A 17,058-nucleotide genomic window follows, 5' to 3' on the forward strand; every position below is an offset into this window, starting at 1 on the left:
TCGGGTGCGGCGGGGAGCGCCGGAGCCCGCCGGTGCTAACATCCGCGGCCCTCGTGACGACCCGGAACGCACCCAAGGACCCGCCCTCCTCCGCCCTCGCGCAGCTCCGCGAGGCCTCCCGCAAGAGCGCCGAGGACAAGCGGCTCCGCGCGCGCGTGGGCGGCGGGAAGAGCCGCGGCGCCGCGGGGAACGCGCTCCGGGCCCTCGGCCGCGCCCTCGTGCTCGGCCTCGCGAACCTCCTCTGGCCGCGTCCCCGCGCGGCGCAGCCGCCGCTCGCCTCCATCCGCAAGATCCTCGTCATCCGAGTGGACGAGCGCGTCGGGAACCAGCTCCTCACCACCCCGCTCCTCCGCGCCCTGAAGCTCGGGCTGCCTCGCGCCGAGCTCCACCTCCTCGCGCCGCGGCAGGGCCACCTCGTCGGCTCGCCGCACGTGGACCGGGCGATCCTCTGGCAGAAGCGGGACGCCTTCCGCGCGCCCGGGCGGTTCCTCGGCCTCGTGCGCGCGCTGCGACGCGAGCGCTACGACCTCGTGGTCGAGGCGGGCCACTGGTCGGCCTTCTCGCTCACCGCCGCGCTCCTCGCGCGCATCGTCGGCGGACGCGCAGGCTTCATCGTGGGCCACGACCGCGGCGACTCTGCCCGCTTCCTCTCCCACCCCGTCGCCCACGATGCGGCGAACGCCGTCGAGGTGCCCGCCAAGCTCGAGCTCCTCCGCCCGCTCGGGCTCCCGCCGAGCGGCCTCGAGCTCGACACCTCGCTCGGCGAGGATCTCGGCCCGGCCGACGCGCTGCTCGCGGGCGCGGGGCTCGCCGGCCGGCCGTTCGCGCTCCTCAACCCCGGCGCGCGGCTCGCCGACCGGCGCTGGCCGCCGGAGGCGTACGCAGCGGTCGCGCGCGGCCTCGCGGCGCGCGGGCTCGCGGTGCTCGTCGTGTGGGGTCCGGGCGAGGAGCCGCTCGCGCGCGCCATCGCGGAGGGCTCGGGCGCGACCCTCGCACCGCCCACCGATCTCGCGCTCCTCGCCGGGCTGATGCGCCGTGCGCGGCTCGTGGTGTCGAACAACTCGGGCCCGATGCACCTCGGCGTCGCCGTGCGGACGCCCACAGTGGGCGTCTTCTTCCGCGGCGACTCCGCGCGCTGGGGTCACCGCGTGCCGGGCTTCGCCGCCGCGGAGGTGCGCGCCGAATCCGAGACGGACGCGGTGCTCGCCGCCTGTGACCGGCTGCTCTCCGCCTCGCGCGGGTAGCCGGCCGCGCGGTCGCGTCCGTCGGAGCGCGCCGGGGTGCGGTAGACCGCCTCGATGAAGCTGGTGAAGTACTTCAGCGCCGACCAGACCGAGAAGAAGAGCGAGATGTAGAGCAGCCACGTCCCGACGCGGTTCGCGTCGAGGTCGAACGAGAAGAAGATCGCGTCGATCGGGTACGTGTAGTGCAACAGCAGGAAGGTGATGGAGGCGACCTGGAAGGCCGTCTTGTGCTTCCCCTCCTGCCCCGCCGCGATGACGATCCCCTCGCTCATCGCGATCGTGCGCAGGCCCGTCACGATGAACTCGCGGGCCATGACGACGATCACCACCCAGGCGGAGACGCGCCCGAGGTGGACGAGCATCACGAGCGCCGCCATCACGATGAGCTTGTCGGCGAGCGGGTCGAGGAACTTCCCGATCACCGTGACGAGGTTCTTCTTGCGCGCGACCCAGCCGTCGAGGAAGTCGGTCGCGCCGGTGACCGCGTAGACGACGCAGGCGATGAAGCTGTCGACGCGCGACTCGTGGAAGGTGAACCAGAGGAACACCGGGATCATCGCGATCCGCGTGAGCGTGATCGCGTTGGGCGCGTTCAGGAACTCCCGCGCGAGCGAGCGGCTCATGGCGCCCCTCGCTTGCATGGAGCCGTCGCGAGACGCGCGATGCCGTCGCCGGGCCGGGCGCCCCGAGGAGTGAGCACCGCAGGCGTGCCTGTAAGGCACGTCGAGGAGCGCAACGACGAGGCCGCCCGGCGGAGGCAGGCAGCGTGCGTCGCAGCAGGCTCCCTGCGGGCGGGTGGCGCCATCATGGCGTGCCCCCGCCCCCACGCTCCGCCACCGCCTCCGGATCCGCGAGCGCCCGCCCCTCGCCGGTCAGCTCCACCGCGAGCGGCGCGCCCTCGGCCTCGTCGGCGAGCGGCCCGAGCCGCGGCGTGAGGGCGCCGGTCCAGCCGACGAGCGCGGTGAGCGGGAGCCGCACCGGCGTGCCGGGCACGACGTCGATCGCGACGGGCTCGCCGCGAGACGCGACGAGCAGCGCGCCCTGCCCGCGGATGTGTACGAGGTTCAGCTCGCCCGCGGACGACGGCACCCTCCCGTTCTCGAACGCGAGGCCCGCGTCGAGGCCGCACACCGCGTCCTCGCGGAAGTAGGCGGCCTCGCCGCCGAGCTCCAGCGCGGTGAGGCGCCGGTCGCCGGCGCGCAGGAGGAGCACGCCGTCGCCGCTCGCGTGGTACATGCGCGCGGCACCCTGGCCGAAGGGCGTCTCGGTCACGCGCCCGCGGAAGCGCTTCACGTCCCCGGCGAGCGCGACCTGCCCGCGGATCGCGAACAGGCCCTCGAGCCGGACGCGCAGCTCGCCGCGCACCGCGACCGCGAGGACCCCGTCCTGCACCGCGAAGGGAGCGGCCCCCTCGAGCGCGAGGACGCGGGAGGCGGCCCACGCGGAGAGCGCCGGGGGCGAGGCCTGCGCGATCGGGGCAGGAGGAGCGGCGCGCTCGTCCTCTGCCGCGAGGGCCGCGGACGCCGCGTCGAACGCGTCGGATCCGGAGAGCGGAGCTTCGGCGGCGAGATCGGCGACCGGCACCGGCGTCGCGAGCGGCTCGAGCTGCTCAGCGGGTAGCGGTTCGCCGGGGGCGCCTTCGTCGGCGACGGCAACGGGCGGCGCGGCCTCCTCCTCCGCGCCGGCGGGGCCGGCGAGGAGCGCGTCGCAGCGCGCGATCATGTGCTCGGCGCCGGTCCGCTCGAACCAGGCGCGCGCGGCGGCGGGGTCGCCTCCCTCGAGCAGCGCGAGGCCGAGGTAGCCCATCGCCTTGCGGTGGTCGGGGTTGAGGTCGAGCGCGATCTGGAGCTGCCGGGCCGCGTCGGCGTGGCGCTTCGCCTTGAGGCGCGCGAGCCCGAGGTTCACGCGCGCCGCCGGCTCGACCGGGCTCTCGTCCACGAGCACCTGCCACACGTCGCCCGCGTCCTCGAATCGGCCGAGGCGGTAGTACGCCTGGCCGAGCAGGCCCAGGACCTTCACGTCCTTCGGGCGCAGCGTGCGCGCCCGCTCGAGGGCGGCACGCGCGCCGTCCGCGTCGCCGGCGCCGATGAGCTCGGTCCCGCGCGAGAGGTGGAACAGGAACTCCTCGTCGAGTCCCTCGACCTCGTGGGTGCCGCCGCGCCTGGCCAAAGGGTTCACTTCCCGGCCTTGTAGGCCTCGTACAGGGCGACGACCTTGCGGACGTACTCGCGCGTCTCCGGGATGTTCGGGACGTCGCCGCCTGCGCGGCGGACCGCCTCCGGCCCGGCGTTGTACGCCGCGAGCGTCCTCATGAGATCGCCCTGGTACTGGTTCGCGAGGATGCGCAGGTAGCGCGCCCCGCCGTCGATGTTCTGGCCCGGGTCCCAGGCGTCGGACACGTACATGTCCTTCGCCGTCCCGGGCATGAGCTGCATGAGTCCCATCGCGCCCTTCTCGGACACGGCGCGGTGATCGAAGTTCGACTCGACCGACATCACCGCGAGGAGCAGCGCCTCGGGCAGCGCGTAGCGCGCCGCCGCCGAGGTGATGTGGGCGCGCCACTGCGTGTAGCGCTCGTCAGCGGACGCCGCCGGGCGCGCGCGCGCCTGCGACCCGGAGCGATAGACGCCGCCGCCGCTCCTCGCGCGGTTCACCCGGCGGTAGCGCGGGTCGTTCGGCGCGTTCGAGAAGTGCACCACGCCGTCCGAGTCGACGTACGAGTAGACGTCTCCGCCCCGCGCCAGCGCGGGCGCGCAGAGGAGCCCCACGAGGGCGAGGCCGACGAGGGAGCGAGGGCCGGACATGCGGTGGGAAAAACCTACCAAGAGCACGTCGGGACGGACAACTTTATTCCCCCACCGGCACGCACACACATGCGCTACACAATGACGCCATGAATACCCTCTCCCCGCGCGAGCACGTCGACTTCCTCGTCCTGGGCGGCGGTGTCGCCGGCCTGACGTTCGCCCTCGAGGCCGCGAATCACGGCTCGGTGCTGGTCCTCACGAAGCGGCAGCGCTCGGAGGGCTCCACGCAGTACGCCCAGGGCGGCGTCGCCTCGGTGCTCGGGCCCGACGACGACTTCGAGCTCCACATCCAGGACACGCTCGTCGCCGGCGCGGGGCTCTGCCGGCGCGAGGCGGTGGAGGTGACCGTCCGCGAGGGACCCGATCGCATCCGCTGGCTGATGTCGCTCGGCGTGGAGCTCGATCGGGAGGCCCCGGATCGGCTGCACCTCACCCGTGAGGGCGGCCACTCGCGCCGTCGTGTCGCGCACGCGAAGGACACGACCGGCCGGGAGATCGAGCGCGCGCTCCTCGCCGCCTGCGACGCGCGCGGGATCCGCATCGAGGAGGACCACGTCGCGGTCGACCTGGTGACGAGCGGCAAGGCCGGCATCGGCGGCCCGAGCCGGGTGCTCGGCGCGTACGTGCTCCACCGCGACACCGGCGTCGTCTCCACCCTCTCGGCGGGCGCGACCATCCTCGCCACCGGCGGCTCGGGCAAGGTCTACCTCTATACCTCGAACCCCGACGTCGCGACCGGCGACGGGGTCGCCATGGCGTACCGCGCCGGCGCGACGGTCGCGAACATGGAGTTCTTCCAGTTCCACCCGACCTGCCTCTTCCACCCGCAGGCGAAGAGCTTCCTCATCAGCGAGGCGCTCCGCGGTGAGGGCGGCATCCTCCGCAACGCCGCGGGCGACGCATTCATGGTGCGCTACGACCCGCGCAAGGAGCTCGCGCCGCGGGACGTCGTCGCGCGCTCCATCGACGCGGAGATGAAGAAGCGCGGCGACGACTGCGCGTTCCTCGACATGACGCACCTGCCGAAGAGCTTCCTGCTCGAGCACTTCCCGCACATCTACGCGACGTGCAAGGAGTTCGGCATCGACATGGCGGCGCAGCCGATCCCCGTCGTCCCGGCCGCGCACTACCAGTGCGGCGGCGTCGTAACGGATCTCGTCGGCCGCACCTCCATCCCGCGCCTCTATGCCATCGGCGAGGTCTCCTGCACCGGCCTGCACGGCGCGAACCGGCTCGCCTCCAACTCGCTCCTCGAGGGCCTCGTGTTCGGCCGGCGCGCCGCGCTGCGCGCCGCGGACGAGCTCTCCGAGGGGAGCGGGCCGCCGCCGCACATCCCGGACTGGAACCCGGGCTCGGCGCTCGCGCCCGAGGAGGGCGTCGTCGTCGCGCACAACTGGGACGAGCTCCGGCGCGTGATGTGGAACTACGTCGGCATCGTGCGCACGCAGAAGCGGCTCGAGCGCGCGCGCACCCGCATCGCCATGCTGCGGAGCGAGATCCGCGACTATTACTGGCAGTACAACCTCACGCCGGACCTCGTCGAGCTCCGGAACCTCGCCGACGTCGGGATGCTCATCGTCGAGTGCGCCCGCCAGCGCAAGGAGTCGCGCGGGCTGCACTACATCCTCGACTACCCCAAGAGCGACGATCGCTGGCTGCGCGACACGCTCATCACGCGCGGCGATCTCGAGTAGCGGGGCCGCTCGCGCGGCGGCCGCGCCGCGAAGGTCAGCGCCCCTCGGGCGGCGACGGCTGGATGAGCGGCGTGGGGAGCGGCGGCGAGGTGTAGTCGAGCTCGAGCACGCCGAGCGCGCTCGCGATCTCGAGCACGTAGCCCTCGTCCGCGAGCGGTCCCTCCTTCGGGACGGGGAACTGCACCCGGTAGACGGTGTCGAACGGGCCCACCCAGGGGAAGAGGCCGTGCAGCTCGTCGTCGGCGTCGGCGATGTGCGCGCCGACGCTGACGAGCTCCCCCGCCTCGCTCTTCACCGCCACGTGCCAGATGCTCCTCGGCGCGTCGAGGTCGTTCGCCCTCGACGAGGGCGTGTAGAAGACGAGCAGGAACTCCTCGCCGGCCGCCGCCTCGGCGCGCTCCCTCGCGAGCCGCTGCTCGAGCTCCTCCGCCGTCCACCCCTTCCACTCGGCGAGGCGGCGCGCGCGCGCCTCGCGCACCGGGAGCGACAGGTGGGTCGCGGTCGCGGTCGCGCGGTGATCGAGGCCGTCGTAGAGCAGGTCGCGGCGGGTGGCCTGGTCGCGCTTCTCCGCCCACTCGCCCTGGTCGGTGCGGGGATACGGCGTGCGCGAGCGGATCGTGCAGCCGGCCGCCAGGAGCGCGAGCCCCAGCAGGGCGCGGACCACCGCGGCGCGGGTCATCCGAGGAAGTCCTGGCGCGTGAAGAGCGCCTGGAGCGGCACGCCCTGCGCCTCGATCGCCTCGCGGCCGCCCTCCATCCGATCCACGAGCGCGAGGCACGCGACCGGCTCGAGCTTCTCCGCCCGGCAGCGCTCGATGGCCTTGAGCGCGCTGCCGCCCGTGGTCACCACGTCCTCGATGACGACGACGCGGCTGCCGTCCGGGATGGTCTTGCGCCCCTCGATCCACTGCCCGGTGCCGTGGCCCTTCGGCTCCTTGCGGACGATGAACGAGTCGACCGTGCCGGGGGGATGAACGCCTCCCAGACCGCCCGCTCGCTCGTGCTCCAGGAAGCTCGTGAGCGCGATCGCGCTGGCGATGGGATCGGCGCCGAGGGTGAGGCCGCCGACGCCGCGCACGAGCGGCTGGATGCGGCGGACGCGGTCGAACAGGAGCCGGCCGACGAGGACGTGCCCCTCGGCGGTGAGCGTCGTCCGCTTGCAGTCCACGTAGAAGTCGCTCTCCTTGCCGGAGGCGAGGATCACCTTCCGGCGCTCGAAGGAGAGCTCGCGCAGGAGCTCGAGGAGCCGGGCGCGATCGGTGTCGAGGCTCATTCTTCCTCTCCCTCGAGGTGCGGCAGGAGCGCCGCCACCCAGCGGGCCTGCGCCAGGATCTGGCGGCGGCCCTCGGGCGGCAAGTCTGCCCAGGCCCCCACGGCGAGCGCGAGATCCTGGTTGAGCTCCCAGAAGCGCCGCGCCACGTCCTGAGCGAGCTCGTCCGGGGTGACCTCCACGGGGACCTCCTCGGGGACCAGGCGCTCGGCCTCGTCGGCCTCCTGCTCGCGCTCGAGCGCGGCGTCCTCGTCGGGCGCGGGCGCCGGGGCCTCGGCTGCGGCGGGCGCGCCCGCCTCGAGGAAGGCGAAGAAGCGCTCGCGCAGCTCGGGCTCGAGCGGCGCGCGCACGCGCGCCTCGTCCACGAGTTCGTCCGCCCACGGCGCGACTCCCGTCCCGGCGAGCCGCTCCCGGAGCGCGCCCAGGGCCGCGCCGTCGAGCGGCTCGGTGAGCAGGGCCTGCCCGAGCGCGACGCCCCAGGCGTCCTCCTCGGAGAGCTGCTCGTGCACGCGCGCGAGCACCCGCTCGCGCATGAGCATCCGGAGCGCGGCCAGCCGGCGGAAGCCGGCGACGACCTGGTAACGGCCCGGCGCCGCCGGGTCCGGCCGGAGCTCGACGGGCGAGAGCTGACCGAGGCGGCCGATCGAGGCCGCGAGGTGCGACACGTCGCCCTCCGGGCGCACCCGGAAGGTCGCGTCGTCGGTGACGGCGGCGAGGGGTACGAACGCGACGGCGCCCGTCGCATGGGCGGGCGCCGTCGTGCGCGGCTCGAGCTCCACGGCGAGCCTCGAGACCGGCTACTTCCGCTTCACGATCACCTTGCGCTTCACCGCGCCCATCGCGACGGGCGCAGGGGGCGCGGGCGGCTTCGGCGCGGCGACGGCCACGGTCTTCTCCTCCATCTTGCGCTCGATCGGGACCGGGCGCGGCGCGGGGCGGAGGGCCGGGCGCGACGGCAGCGGGGCCGGGCGCGAGACGACGGTGCGCGTCTCGCGCTCCGCCTCCACGTCCACCTCGCCCATGTCGATGCGGCCGCGGAAGCTCGCGCCGTCGACGATGATCACGCGCGGCGCGCTGATGTCGCCGACCATCCGGCCTTCCCGGGAGATCTCGACCGACTCGGTGGCGGTGACGTTGCCGACGATGGCGCCGGAGATGATGCAGTTCTTGACCTGGACCTCGGCCTTCACGACGCCGGTCGGCTCGACCACGAGGGTCTTCGTGAGGGTCAGCGTGCCCTCGACCCGGCCGCGGACCGTGAGGTCCTCGTCGCCGTTGAGGGAGCCGCTGATGAGGATGGACTCGCCGATGATGGTGCTGCCGTCGATGGTCGCCACGGTCACTTCCCCTTCGTTTCCTTGACGTCCATGTCCACGTTGCCCTTGAAGAGGGCGCCGTCGGCGATGAGGATGCGCGGAGCGCGGATGTCGCCCACGACCTTGCAGTCGGCCTTCAGCTCGACCTTGTCGCTCGCGGCGATGTTGCCCGTCACCTGGCCCGACACCTCGACGTTCGCCGTCTCGATGTCCGCCTCGATGACGCCCGAGCCCTCGACGTAGAGGCTCTCGCGCAGGCTGATGCGGCCCTTGACCGTGCCCTGGATGACGAGGTCCTCGTCACCCGAGATCTCGCCGTCGATCACGATCGAGCTTCCGATCACCGTGTGTGCGCCGCTGCGCGGCGACGGGACCTTCTCGATGCCAGCCATTTTCAGACGTCCTCCGGGAGCTTCACGTCCGTCGCGGACCCGCGTGGAGTGAAAGACCGGGGCAGGATAGAGGGCCTCTCCAGGGGGCGTCAACCCGCCTGAACGCCTCTTCACTTGGCGTGGGAGGAGAGCCACGCGATCGCCTCGGCGATGGGCCGATCGCGCTCCACCTCGTTGAAGATCTCGTGTCGGAACCCGTCGTACACCACGAGCCGCTTGTCCCTCGATCGCGCCGCGTCCACGAACGCGCGCGCGGCGGCCACGTCGGCGATGCGGTCGGCGCCCGCGGCGAGGACGAGCAGCGGCGCCTCGAAGCGCGCGGCGCCCCGCAGCACCGCGGCCTGCGCCCGGGTGGACTCGGCGAACCAGCGCGGCGTCGTGGCGCGGCCGTAGAGGGGGTCGTGGTCGGTCCAGCGCTGCAGCTCGAGGTCCGAGGTGAGGTCGGCCACGTCGAGCCCGGCCGACATCCGCAGCCAGGGGACGACCCGCCCGGCGAGCTTCGCGGCCAGGAGCTTCACCGCCGGCGGGTGGAACGCGAGGCGGAAGTACGGCGACGACAGCACGAACCCGTCCACCTCGCCGCCGCGGGCGAGCCCCCACGAGGCCGCCACGAGCGCCCCCTGGCTGTGCGCGAGGACGAACAGCTTGCCGGCGACGCCGTCGGCCCGGAGCTTCGCCACGAACGCGCCGAGGTCGGCGAGGTAGTCGGAGAACGCGTCCACGTGCCAGCGCTGGCCGTCGGACTGGCCGTGGCCGCGCAGGTCCACGAGCGCCACCTGGAACCCCGCGCGCACGAGCGCGGAGGTGACGGCCGGGTAGCGGCCGGAGTGATCGCCCGCGCCGTGGAGCACGATCACCGTGGCGCGGGGCGAGGGCGGCGTGTAGCGCTGCCAGTAGAGGCGAAGGTGGTCCGCCGAGTTGAGGAAGCCCTCCTCGTGGCGCGCCTCCGCCTCGGAGGGAAAGGAGGGGACCGGCATCCGCGGACGCTAACGGCGCGCCGCCGCGGGGTCAAGGCGTGGAGGGGGAGCGCGCCGTGGCCGCGAGCTCGCGCAGCTTCCGCTCGATCCCGGCCTTGCGCCCGGCGTCCGCCGCGCCCTCGTCGTCGTCGCCCGGGTCCGCCCCGAGCGCGCGGCGGTAGGCGCGAGCGGCGTCCCCCGTCCGCGAGAGCGCGCCGTAGGCGTCCCCGAGGTGCTCGAGGATGACCGCGTCCGGCCCGGCGAGCGCGTCGGCCTGCTCGAGGAGCTCCGCCGCGCGGGCGAACTCGCCGCGGCGGAACAGCACCCAGCCGAGCGAGTCGAGCACGTGGCCGGATCGCGGCCTTAGCTCGAGGGCGCGGCGCAGGAGCCGCTCCGCCTCGTCGAGCCGGTCGCCGCGCTCCGCGAAGGCGTAGCCGAGGAAGTTCAGCGCGTCGGGGTAGTCGGGGTGGAGCGCCAGGAGCGCCTGCATCTGCGCCACCGCCGTGTCGGGCTGGCCCGCCTGGTGGTACGTCGCGCCGAGCGCGTAGAGCAGCGCCTCGTCCCGCGGCGACGCCGCGAGGGCCGCCCGCAGCGCGGCGATCGCCTCCTGCGGCCTGCCCGCCCGCACGAGCGCCTGCGCGAGCGCGGTGGTGAGGTCGGCCACGTCCGCCCTCGCCGCCTCCCCGCGCCGCGCCTTGTCGGCCACGGCGGCGCGCAGGACCGCGATCCCCTCTCCGCGGCGTCCGGCGCGGGCGAGCACCGCCGCGCGCGCGAGGAGCAGCCGGACCTCTCCCGGGAAGGCGTCGAGCGGCGCCGCGAGCGCGCGGTCCGCCTCGGCGTGGCGCCCGGCGCGGGACAGCGCGTCCGCGAGCGCGGCGCGCGCCGGCACCCAGCTCGCCCCGGCGCTCGGCGGCACCGTCGCGAGCGCGGCGGCGGCCTCGGCGAAGCGCCGCAGCTCCCGCAGCGCGAGCCCCTCCACGAAGCGGAGCCGTCCGTCGGGGCCCGCCTCCCGCACTCCTTCTCGCGCGGCGGCGAGCGCCTCGACGGGCCGGCCGGCGTCGAGCCACTCGAACGCGATCCGCAGCTGCGCCTCGACGCCCTCGCCGGCGGCGCGGGCGTAGCGCTCGAACCACTCGCGCGCCCGCGCGAGCTCTCCCGCCTGCGCCGCGAGCCTCCCCATCGCCGCGAGCGTCGCGGCGTCGTCCGGCTCCCGGCTCAGGATCGCGAGCCGGTCGTCGCGCGCCTCGCCCGGGCGGCCGAGGGCGTCGTGCGCCGCCGCGAGCAGGCGGAGGGACTCGAGCTCTCCCGGCTCGAGCTGCGCGGCACGGCGGAGGTGGCGCTCGGCGAGCCCCGCCTGGTCCCGGTCGAGCAGCGTCCGGCCGAGCTCGCGGAAACCCGCGCTCGCCTCCTCCGGCGCGCGCGCCGCGAGATCCTCGAGCGTGCGGGTGGCGGCCGCGTCGTCGCCGGTGTCGAGATACAGATCGGAGAGGACCCGCCACGGCGTCGGATCGACCTGCTCGCCGCGCGCCGCGAGCCCAGTCTCGACGCGGATGGCCTGGCGCAGGGCGAGCGTCGCCTCCTCGAGCCGGTCGCGCTCCACGGCGAGCCGCGCGAGGAGGACGTGCGCCTCGGAGGCGGCCCGGCCGGCGTCCCCTGCGCGCTCGACGGCCGCGCGCGCCTCGGTCTCGGCCGCGTCGAACCGCTCGAGCTCGAAGAGGGCGCCGGCGAGCGACACGCGCAGCTCCGGGCTCGCCGCGTCGTAGGCGACCGCGAGCGCCAGCGCGTCGGCCGCCCCCTGCGCGTCGCCGGCTCGCAGCCGCCGGTGTGCGTCCAGGTAGCAGGCGATGGCGCGCGCGGAGGCCCAGCGGCGCCCGCCGCCGTCGGAGCCCTCCGCTTGCCCGGCGCGGGGTGCCGTTTCGCCCGGGCCGGAGGCGGCGAACGCGGTCCCCGCGGTGCTCGCCAGGACGAGCACAGCGGCGACGAGGGCGGGGCGCGCGGCGGCGTTCATGACCGTGAGCAGGCGAGGGAGCGAGCGCTTCAGGAACGGGATCGAGCATAGCGACCCCCTTCCGGCGCATCAATCCGAGAGGGGGCGGCGCGGGGGGCGCCGGGTGCGGGTGGAGGTGGGCGAGCGCCCGCCATCGGCGCCGCGCTTCCCCGCCGGCGCGAGCGCGCTCGCGACGGCGCCCTCCAGCGCGCCGTCCGCGGGCGGAGCAGCCACGACCTCGGCACAGCCCGCCTCGCGCAGCGGCGCGAGCCAGTCGGGGTGCCCGACCGCCACGATCGGCGTCGCGCCGAGCTCGCGATCGGTGCGCAGGGAGCGCAGCACCTCGCCGCCGTCCGCCGCGGGCGCGTGGATGACGAACACGTCCGGCGTGAACCGCGCCGCGGCCGCGCCGGCGGCGAAGCCCGGCGACGCCTGGTCCACCGCGTAGCCGGCCGCCGCGAGCTGCCGCGCCGCGCCCTCGCGCGCCGGCCCGGGCTCGGCGATGACGAGCGCCTTGCGCCGGGCGTGCGCCGCGTCGTCGAGATCCGCAGGCAGCGGCATGCCGTGGCGGATCATGAACGTCGCGAGATCCTCGCGGGCGATGCGCCGGTGTCCACCCGGAGTGCGGTGCGCCTTGAGCCGGCGCGCCTTGATCCAGTTCACCACCGTGGGCAGCGAGACACCGAGGAGGCGGGCGGCCTCGAACGTCGTGTAGTAGCGGTTCATCGCGCCTCGAACATGGTAAGGACATCGACATGGCGCCGTCCGCTTACCTCATGGGCGCGGTCCAGATGACCTCCACCGCCGACCGGGCGCGGAACCTGGAGGTGGCGCTGCGTCTCGTCGAGGACGCGGCCGATCTGGGCGCGCGGCTCGTCGCCCTGCCAGAGAACTTCTCCTACATGGGCCCCGAAGAGGGGCGGATCGCCGGCGCCGAGCCGCTGGAGGGGCCCACGCTCGGCGCGCTCCGCGAGCTGGCCAGGCGGCGCGGGATCTTCGTCGTCGCCGGCTCCATCTCCGAGAAGGTGGACGACCCGCGACGCACGGCGAACACCTCGGCGCTCATCGCCGACGACGGCCAGATCGTCGCCGCGTACCGCAAGATCCACCTCTTCGACGTGAACATCCCCGACGGCGCACGCTACGCCGAGTCGGAGGGCGTCGTGCCGGGGGACAAGGTCGTCATCGCGCCCACGCCGCTCGGGCGGGTCGGCCTCACCATCTGCTACGACCTGCGCTTCCCGGAGCTGTACCGGAAGCTGGCGAGCCTCGGCGCGGAGGTGATCACCATCCCCGCGGCGTTCACGCTCTTCACCGGCAAGGATCACTGGGAGGTGCTCGTGCGCGCGCGCGCGATCGAGAACCTCGCCTACGTCATCGCGCCGGCGCAGGTGGGCCGCCACTCGGCGAACCGCCAGACCTTCGGGAACGCGATGATCGTCGACCCCTGGGGCGTCGTGCTCGCGCGCTGCCCGGACGGCGAGGGCGTGTGCGTCGCGCCGTTCCGGCGGGACCGGCTGGAGAAGGCGCGCCAGGAGCTGCCGGCGCTCAAGCACCGGAAGCTCTAGGTGCGGCGCACGAGGCCTGCCTGCGCCGGGCAGGCTCAACTTCAAAACACCAGCATCAGGCCGCCCTGCAGCGAGACGCCGTCGGTCGAGAGGTTCCAGCTCTTGCCGCTGCCGAAGTCGTCCACCTGGGCGCGGGTGACGTCGAAGAACAGGTACGTGTGGTTCACGCCCGTGTCGTTGTCGAGCTCGCGCGCGAGCCCGGGGTCGAAGGCGTCGAGGAGCAGCGCGGCGCCGCCCGTGACGGACCAGCCGTTCGTCGCGCCCTTCTTGGACCAGTCGCCGGTGCCCCCCGTCACCCACCAGTTGTAGCGCTCGAAGGCCGCGCGCCCGTAGAACGACAGCGGCACGAAGCGGTAGTGCTCGGCGAGCCAGTCGAGGCGGAGCGTCACGGTCGCGCTGGTCGGGACGATGGCGAGGGTGGTCTTGTCCGGCGACGGGACGAGGACCGTGGTGCCGTCGGGGTTCGCCTGCTCGATGAGCCCCTTGCCGTTCTTCTGGAAGTACCCGGTCCGCAGCCCGACCTCGATCGCGCCGAGGTCGTTCGCGAAGATCGCCTTGGAGGCGCCGAGGCGGAACATCCAGCCGCTTCCGCCGCCGAGGATCCGCTCGTACGGCCCTGGCCTGGTCGCGAACTCCGAGTCGAGGTCGGGCGTGTAGGTGCCCGCGCCGATCTCGAACGAGCCCCACTTCGGGGAGCGGTCCTGCGCGGCGGCGGGCAGCGCGAGCGCCGCGAGGGCGAGGGCGAGGAGGAGCTTCGCGTTCACTTGCGCCTCCGGAACGCCAGCGCGAGCGCGGCGCCGAGGATGCCGAGCGCGCCGGCGGGGCCGCTCGCGCAGCCGCCCTGCTCCTGCCCGCCGCTCGAGTGGTAGTACTCCCAGAAGTCCTCCACCGGCTGCGGCGTCCCGGTCTTCGGCTCCGACGGCTGGCTCGCGTTGTCCGCCGAGGAGTAAGCAACCACGGTCACCTGGTACTCGACGAGGTTCGTGAGCCCGTCGATCCGGCCGCTGACCCGGCCGGTCTCGTCGAGGATCTTCCCGGACCAGTGATCCCGGGCGTCCTTCGTCGCGTCGGTCGCCACCGCGTGGATCTTGAAGTAGCTCGCGTCGGCCGCGCCGCCCGTGCCGTGATCCCACGAGACGCGCAACCCCTGCTCTCCCGGCTCGACCGTCACGTTGGCCGGGCTCGCGGGAGCCTTCAGGTCGAGCTTCATCGAGCCGTTCGCCGAGGCGCTCGCGTCGGTCTGGCCGGAGGGGACGAAGTGGACGCAGACGTAGATCGTGCGCGCCGTCGTCTCCGCGCAGGAGTAGCCCGTCGCGAGCACGAAGTCGGCGGTCCGGAAGTCGGCGCTCTGCGGGTTGGCGGTGGCGCTGATGTCCTCGCCGATCTGGGCCGCGCGCACGCTGTCCGCCGGGACGTCGCTCGTGTCGCAGAGCTTGACCGCGTTCGTGGTCGTGGAGGTCGGCGCGCGCGAGGACGCGTAGACGCGATAGGTCCCGCCCGCGACGCCGGTGGCCGCCACCGCCCACGAGAGGCTCACGGTCGTCGTGCTCGCGGGATCGCAGTCCGCGGAGCCGAGGAGGTTGTCGGGCGTGAACGTGACCGTGCCCGCCGTCTGGGCGCGGACCAGCGCGGGCAAGGCCAGCGCTGCGAGGAGGAGTGCTCGGCGCATGATGGGCGCCGATTCTGCAACCGGAGCGCCAGGGGGGCAAGGGAACGATCCCCCCCGACTCCCTCGCGATTTCCGGCTCGCTCGAGCCGCGCGGGCGCCGGCGGGGCGCCAAAATGGCAGCGCCCGCGCGGGCGGGCTGACAATTTGGCAGAGGCTAGAGGTGCTGCTCGGCGAGGACCCGCGCGATCTGCAGGGCGTTCGTGGCGGCGCCCTTGCGCGTGTTCTCGACGACCAGGAACAGGTCGAGCCCGCGCGCCTGCGAGCGGTCCTCGCGCAGGCGGCCCACCAGCACGGCGTCCTCGTTCGCCGCGAGCATCGGCATCGGGTAGATGCCCTCCCCCGGCGTGTCCACGACCTTCACGCCCGGCGCGGCCCGCAAGAGCTCCCGCGCCTCGCTCACCCCGAGCTTCTCGCGCGTCGTGACGTTCACCGCGACGGCCTCGCCGTAGAAGACCGGCACCCGCACCGCGGTCGCGGTCAGGCGCAGCTCGGGCGCGCCGAGGACGCGGCGGGCGTCGCGGACGATCCCCTCCTCCTCGTCGGTCGCGCCGCCCTCGCCGAAGGCGCCCACCTGCGGGATCAGGTTGAACGCGAGGCGGTGCGGGAAGCGCGCCGCGGGGTCCGGCTCCTTGAGGCCGAGCAGGTCCCGCGCCTCGCGCTCGAGCTCTGCGACGCCCGCGCGGCCGGCGCCGGAGGCCGGCTCGTACGTCGAGACGACGACCCGCTCGATCCCCGCGGCGCGGAGCGGCGCGAGCGCCAGCGCCACGGCCGTCGCGGTCGGGCCGGGCGTCGCCACCACGCCGCGTGCGCGGAAGGCGGCGATCGCCTCGGCGTTCAGCTCGGCGACGACGAGCGGCACCTCGCCGTCGGCGCGGAACGCGGGCGAGACGTCCACCACGGCGCAGCCCTCCGCCCACGCCCGCGGCGCCCACTCGCGCGCGACCTCGGCCCCGGCGCAGAAGAGCGCGACGTCGCAGCCGCGGAACGCGCCGTCCGCGAGCGGTGCGACGCGCAGGTCGTCGCCCTGGAACTCGACGAGCTCGCCCGCCGAGCGGGGCGAGGCGAACGGGCGGAGCGCCTTCACGGGGAGGTCGAGCTGGTCGAGCGCGTCGAGCGCGGCGCGCCCGACCTCGCCGGTGGCGCCGACGAGGGCGAGGGTCATGGGGAGCTTGGGCACGGCGGTTCTCCTGGGCGCGAGGTTCGGGATGCGGTCGAGGCGGGCGTCGGTGAGGTCGAGGTCGAGGGGGCTGCCCTCAGCTCCCGAGCAGCTCCCTGAGCGCGGCCTCGAGGGTCGGAAAGCGGAAGCGGTAGCCGAGCTCGAGCGCCTTGCGCGGCACCACCCGCTGGCTCCCGAGGACGGCCTCGGCGGCCTCGCCCACCGCGAGCCGCACGGCGACCTCCGGCGCGGCGAGGAAGCTCGGGCGTCCGAGCACCTTGCCGATCGCGCGCGCGAGGTCACGGTTGCGGACCGGCTCGGGCGCGCAGGCCGCGAGCGGCCCCTCGACGCGCGCGTCCTCGAGCGCGAAGCGCACGATCCCGACCTCGTCGGCGAGGTGGATCCAGGGCATCCAGAAGTCGCCCCTCCCGAGCGGCCCGCCCGCGAAGAGGCGGAACGGCCGGACGAGCTTCGGGAGCGCGCCGCCGGCGGGAGAGAGGACGATCCCGGTGCGCAGGAGCACGAGGCGCGCCCGCGCCGCGGCCGGCGTGGCGGCGGCCTCCCACTCGCGGCAGACGTCGGCGAGGAACCCCTCCCCGCCGGAAGAGCCCTCGTCGAGGAGCTCGTCCCCGCGCGAGCCGTACCACCCGACGGCGCTGCCGGAGACGAGCACCCGCGGCCCGCCCGCGCGCACGACGGCGGCGATGCGCTCCGTCGCGCGCACCCGGCTCTCGCGGATGCGCCGCTTCTTCGCGGCGGTCCAGCGCCCCTCGACGATGGGCTCGCCCGCGAGGTTCACGCAGGCGTCGCACGCCGCGAGCGCCTCCTCCCAGCCGCCTCCCTCCGCCGGATCGCCGGTGAGGACGCGCGTACCCGCCGGCAGGATCCGGTCGGCGCCGCGGCTGCGGGACAGCGCGGTGACCGCGTGCCCGGCCTCGAGGAGCGCGCCGCAGAGGGCGCGCCCGATGAGCCCCGTGGCGCCGGTGACGAAGACGTGCAT

Annotated in this window: 18 protein-coding genes; 3 read left to right on the forward strand and 15 right to left on the reverse strand. The window is 74.6% G+C overall.

Annotation, left to right across the window (positions count from 1 at the left end; genetic code table 11):
- The first annotated feature begins 53 nt into the window (after positions 1-53).
- Entirely contained in the window at positions 54-1,244 is a 1,191-nt protein-coding gene (locus tag MLV88_RS24520) for a glycosyltransferase family 9 protein (RefSeq protein WP_243337156.1), read from the forward strand.
- Here MLV88_RS24520 and pgsA read toward each other — a convergent pair.
- From pgsA to MLV88_RS06880, 3 genes are all read right to left on the reverse strand, one after another.
- Complete coding sequence (pgsA, locus tag MLV88_RS06870) at positions 1,142-1,867, reverse strand: CDP-diacylglycerol--glycerol-3-phosphate 3-phosphatidyltransferase (RefSeq protein WP_242336234.1); 726 nt, start codon at positions 1,865-1,867, stop codon at positions 1,142-1,144. The two genes, MLV88_RS24520 and pgsA, sit on opposite strands and share 103 nt — an antisense overlap.
- A 181-nt stretch (positions 1,868-2,048) precedes the next feature.
- Entirely contained in the window at positions 2,049-3,422 is a 1,374-nt protein-coding gene (locus MLV88_RS06875; RefSeq protein ID WP_242354426.1) for a tetratricopeptide repeat protein, read from the reverse strand.
- Positions 3,419-4,048 (reverse strand): lytic transglycosylase domain-containing protein, encoded by a 630-nt coding sequence (locus MLV88_RS06880; RefSeq protein WP_242336240.1) that lies wholly within the window; start codon positions 4,046-4,048, stop codon positions 3,419-3,421. The genes MLV88_RS06875 and MLV88_RS06880 overlap by 4 nt, the downstream gene beginning before the upstream one ends.
- Positions 4,049-4,137: 89 nt before the next feature.
- Here MLV88_RS06880 and nadB point away from each other — a divergent pair, with 89 nt between their 5' ends.
- Positions 4,138-5,745 (forward strand): L-aspartate oxidase, encoded by a 1,608-nt coding sequence (nadB, locus tag MLV88_RS06885; RefSeq protein WP_242336243.1) that lies wholly within the window; start codon positions 4,138-4,140, stop codon positions 5,743-5,745.
- A gap of 34 nt (positions 5,746-5,779) precedes the next feature.
- Here the strand turns inward: nadB and MLV88_RS06890 are convergent, their stop codons facing one another.
- The 8 genes from MLV88_RS06890 to MLV88_RS06925 all read right to left on the reverse strand — a co-directional run bounded on the left by MLV88_RS06890 (position 5,780) and on the right by MLV88_RS06925 (position 12,391).
- Positions 5,780-6,424: a hypothetical protein gene (locus MLV88_RS06890; protein ID WP_242336246.1), complete on the reverse strand. Its 645-nt coding sequence runs from the start codon at positions 6,422-6,424 to the stop codon at positions 5,780-5,782.
- Complete coding sequence (gene pyrE / locus MLV88_RS06895) at positions 6,421-7,017, reverse strand: orotate phosphoribosyltransferase (protein WP_242336248.1); 597 nt, start codon at positions 7,015-7,017, stop codon at positions 6,421-6,423. The genes MLV88_RS06890 and pyrE overlap by 4 nt, the downstream gene beginning before the upstream one ends.
- Complete coding sequence (locus tag MLV88_RS06900; protein ID WP_242336251.1) at positions 7,014-7,793, reverse strand: ParB N-terminal domain-containing protein; 780 nt, start codon at positions 7,791-7,793, stop codon at positions 7,014-7,016. The genes pyrE and MLV88_RS06900 overlap by 4 nt, the downstream gene beginning before the upstream one ends.
- Before the next feature lie 18 nt (positions 7,794-7,811).
- The gene (locus tag MLV88_RS06905) at positions 7,812-8,351 is read right to left on the reverse strand and encodes a bactofilin family protein (RefSeq protein ID WP_243337161.1); all 540 of its coding nucleotides are present in this window, start codon (positions 8,349-8,351) and stop codon (positions 7,812-7,814) included.
- Between the two features lie 2 nt (positions 8,352-8,353).
- Positions 8,354-8,722: a bactofilin family protein gene (locus MLV88_RS06910; protein ID WP_242336257.1), complete on the reverse strand. Its 369-nt coding sequence runs from the start codon at positions 8,720-8,722 to the stop codon at positions 8,354-8,356.
- A 110-nt stretch (positions 8,723-8,832) separates the two neighbouring features.
- On the reverse strand, positions 8,833-9,699 hold the full coding sequence (locus MLV88_RS06915) for an alpha/beta hydrolase (RefSeq protein ID WP_242336260.1): 867 nt from the start codon (positions 9,697-9,699) through the stop codon (positions 8,833-8,835).
- Between the two features lie 31 nt (positions 9,700-9,730).
- The gene (locus MLV88_RS06920) at positions 9,731-11,686 is read right to left on the reverse strand and encodes a tetratricopeptide repeat protein (protein ID WP_242359835.1); all 1,956 of its coding nucleotides are present in this window, start codon (positions 11,684-11,686) and stop codon (positions 9,731-9,733) included.
- 69 nt (positions 11,687-11,755) lie between these two features.
- Positions 11,756-12,391 (reverse strand): excisionase family DNA-binding protein, encoded by a 636-nt coding sequence (locus tag MLV88_RS06925; RefSeq protein ID WP_242338506.1) that lies wholly within the window; start codon positions 12,389-12,391, stop codon positions 11,756-11,758.
- Between the two features lie 29 nt (positions 12,392-12,420).
- Here MLV88_RS06925 and MLV88_RS06930 point away from each other — a divergent pair, with 29 nt between their 5' ends.
- Positions 12,421-13,233 (forward strand): carbon-nitrogen hydrolase family protein, encoded by an 813-nt coding sequence (locus tag MLV88_RS06930; protein ID WP_242338507.1) that lies wholly within the window; start codon positions 12,421-12,423, stop codon positions 13,231-13,233.
- A 41-nt stretch (positions 13,234-13,274) separates the two neighbouring features.
- Here the strand turns inward: MLV88_RS06930 and MLV88_RS06935 are convergent, their stop codons facing one another.
- The 4 genes from MLV88_RS06935 to MLV88_RS06950 all read right to left on the reverse strand — a co-directional run bounded on the left by MLV88_RS06935 (position 13,275) and on the right by MLV88_RS06950 (position 17,058).
- On the reverse strand, positions 13,275-13,997 hold the full coding sequence (locus tag MLV88_RS06935; protein WP_242355380.1) for an MXAN_2562 family outer membrane beta-barrel protein: 723 nt from the start codon (positions 13,995-13,997) through the stop codon (positions 13,275-13,277).
- Positions 13,994-14,902, reverse strand: coding sequence for a fibronectin type III domain-containing protein (locus tag MLV88_RS06940; protein WP_242338511.1), 909 nt, complete (start codon positions 14,900-14,902; stop codon positions 13,994-13,996). The genes MLV88_RS06935 and MLV88_RS06940 overlap by 4 nt, the downstream gene beginning before the upstream one ends.
- 154 nt (positions 14,903-15,056) lie before the next feature.
- Entirely contained in the window at positions 15,057-16,079 is a 1,023-nt protein-coding gene (locus tag MLV88_RS06945) for an aspartate-semialdehyde dehydrogenase (RefSeq protein ID WP_242338513.1), read from the reverse strand.
- Positions 16,080-16,155: 76 nt separating this feature from the next.
- Positions 16,156-17,058, reverse strand: a complete 903-nt coding sequence (locus MLV88_RS06950) for a TIGR01777 family oxidoreductase (protein WP_242338515.1) — start codon at positions 17,056-17,058, stop codon at positions 16,156-16,158.

This window comes from Anaeromyxobacter soli (assembly GCF_022808855.1).
Classification (GTDB): domain Bacteria; phylum Myxococcota; class Myxococcia; order Myxococcales; family Anaeromyxobacteraceae; genus Anaeromyxobacter; species Anaeromyxobacter soli.

What these genes read in the sequence shown, in the direction of transcription:
- pgsA (WP_242336234.1), bottom strand. Translation starts at nt 1,867, where the DNA reads ATGAGCCGCTCGCTCGCGCGGGAGTTCCTGAACGCGCCCAACGCGATC.
- MLV88_RS06880 (WP_242336240.1), bottom strand. Translation starts at nt 4,048, where the DNA reads ATGTCCGGCCCTCGCTCCCTCGTCGGCCTCGCCCTCGTGGGGCTCCTC.
- nadB (WP_242336243.1), top strand. Translation starts at nt 4,138, where the DNA reads ATGAATACCCTCTCCCCGCGCGAGCACGTCGACTTCCTCGTCCTGGGC.
- MLV88_RS06890 (WP_242336246.1), bottom strand. Translation starts at nt 6,424, where the DNA reads ATGACCCGCGCCGCGGTGGTCCGCGCCCTGCTGGGGCTCGCGCTCCTG.
- pyrE (WP_242336248.1), bottom strand. Translation starts at nt 7,017, where the DNA reads ATGAGCCTCGACACCGATCGCGCCCGGCTCCTCGAGCTCCTGCGCGAG.
- MLV88_RS06910 (WP_242336257.1), bottom strand. Translation starts at nt 8,722, where the DNA reads ATGGCTGGCATCGAGAAGGTCCCGTCGCCGCGCAGCGGCGCACACACG.
- MLV88_RS06915 (WP_242336260.1), bottom strand. Translation starts at nt 9,699, where the DNA reads ATGCCGGTCCCCTCCTTTCCCTCCGAGGCGGAGGCGCGCCACGAGGAG.
- MLV88_RS06920 (WP_242359835.1), bottom strand. Translation starts at nt 11,686, where the DNA reads ATGAACGCCGCCGCGCGCCCCGCCCTCGTCGCCGCTGTGCTCGTCCTG.
- MLV88_RS06925 (WP_242338506.1), bottom strand. Translation starts at nt 12,391, where the DNA reads ATGAACCGCTACTACACGACGTTCGAGGCCGCCCGCCTCCTCGGTGTC.
- MLV88_RS06930 (WP_242338507.1), top strand. Translation starts at nt 12,421, where the DNA reads ATGGCGCCGTCCGCTTACCTCATGGGCGCGGTCCAGATGACCTCCACC.
- MLV88_RS06940 (WP_242338511.1), bottom strand. Translation starts at nt 14,902, where the DNA reads ATGCGCCGAGCACTCCTCCTCGCAGCGCTGGCCTTGCCCGCGCTGGTC.
- MLV88_RS06950 (WP_242338515.1), bottom strand. Translation starts at nt 17,058, where the DNA reads ATGCACGTCTTCGTCACCGGCGCCACGGGGCTCATCGGGCGCGCCCTC.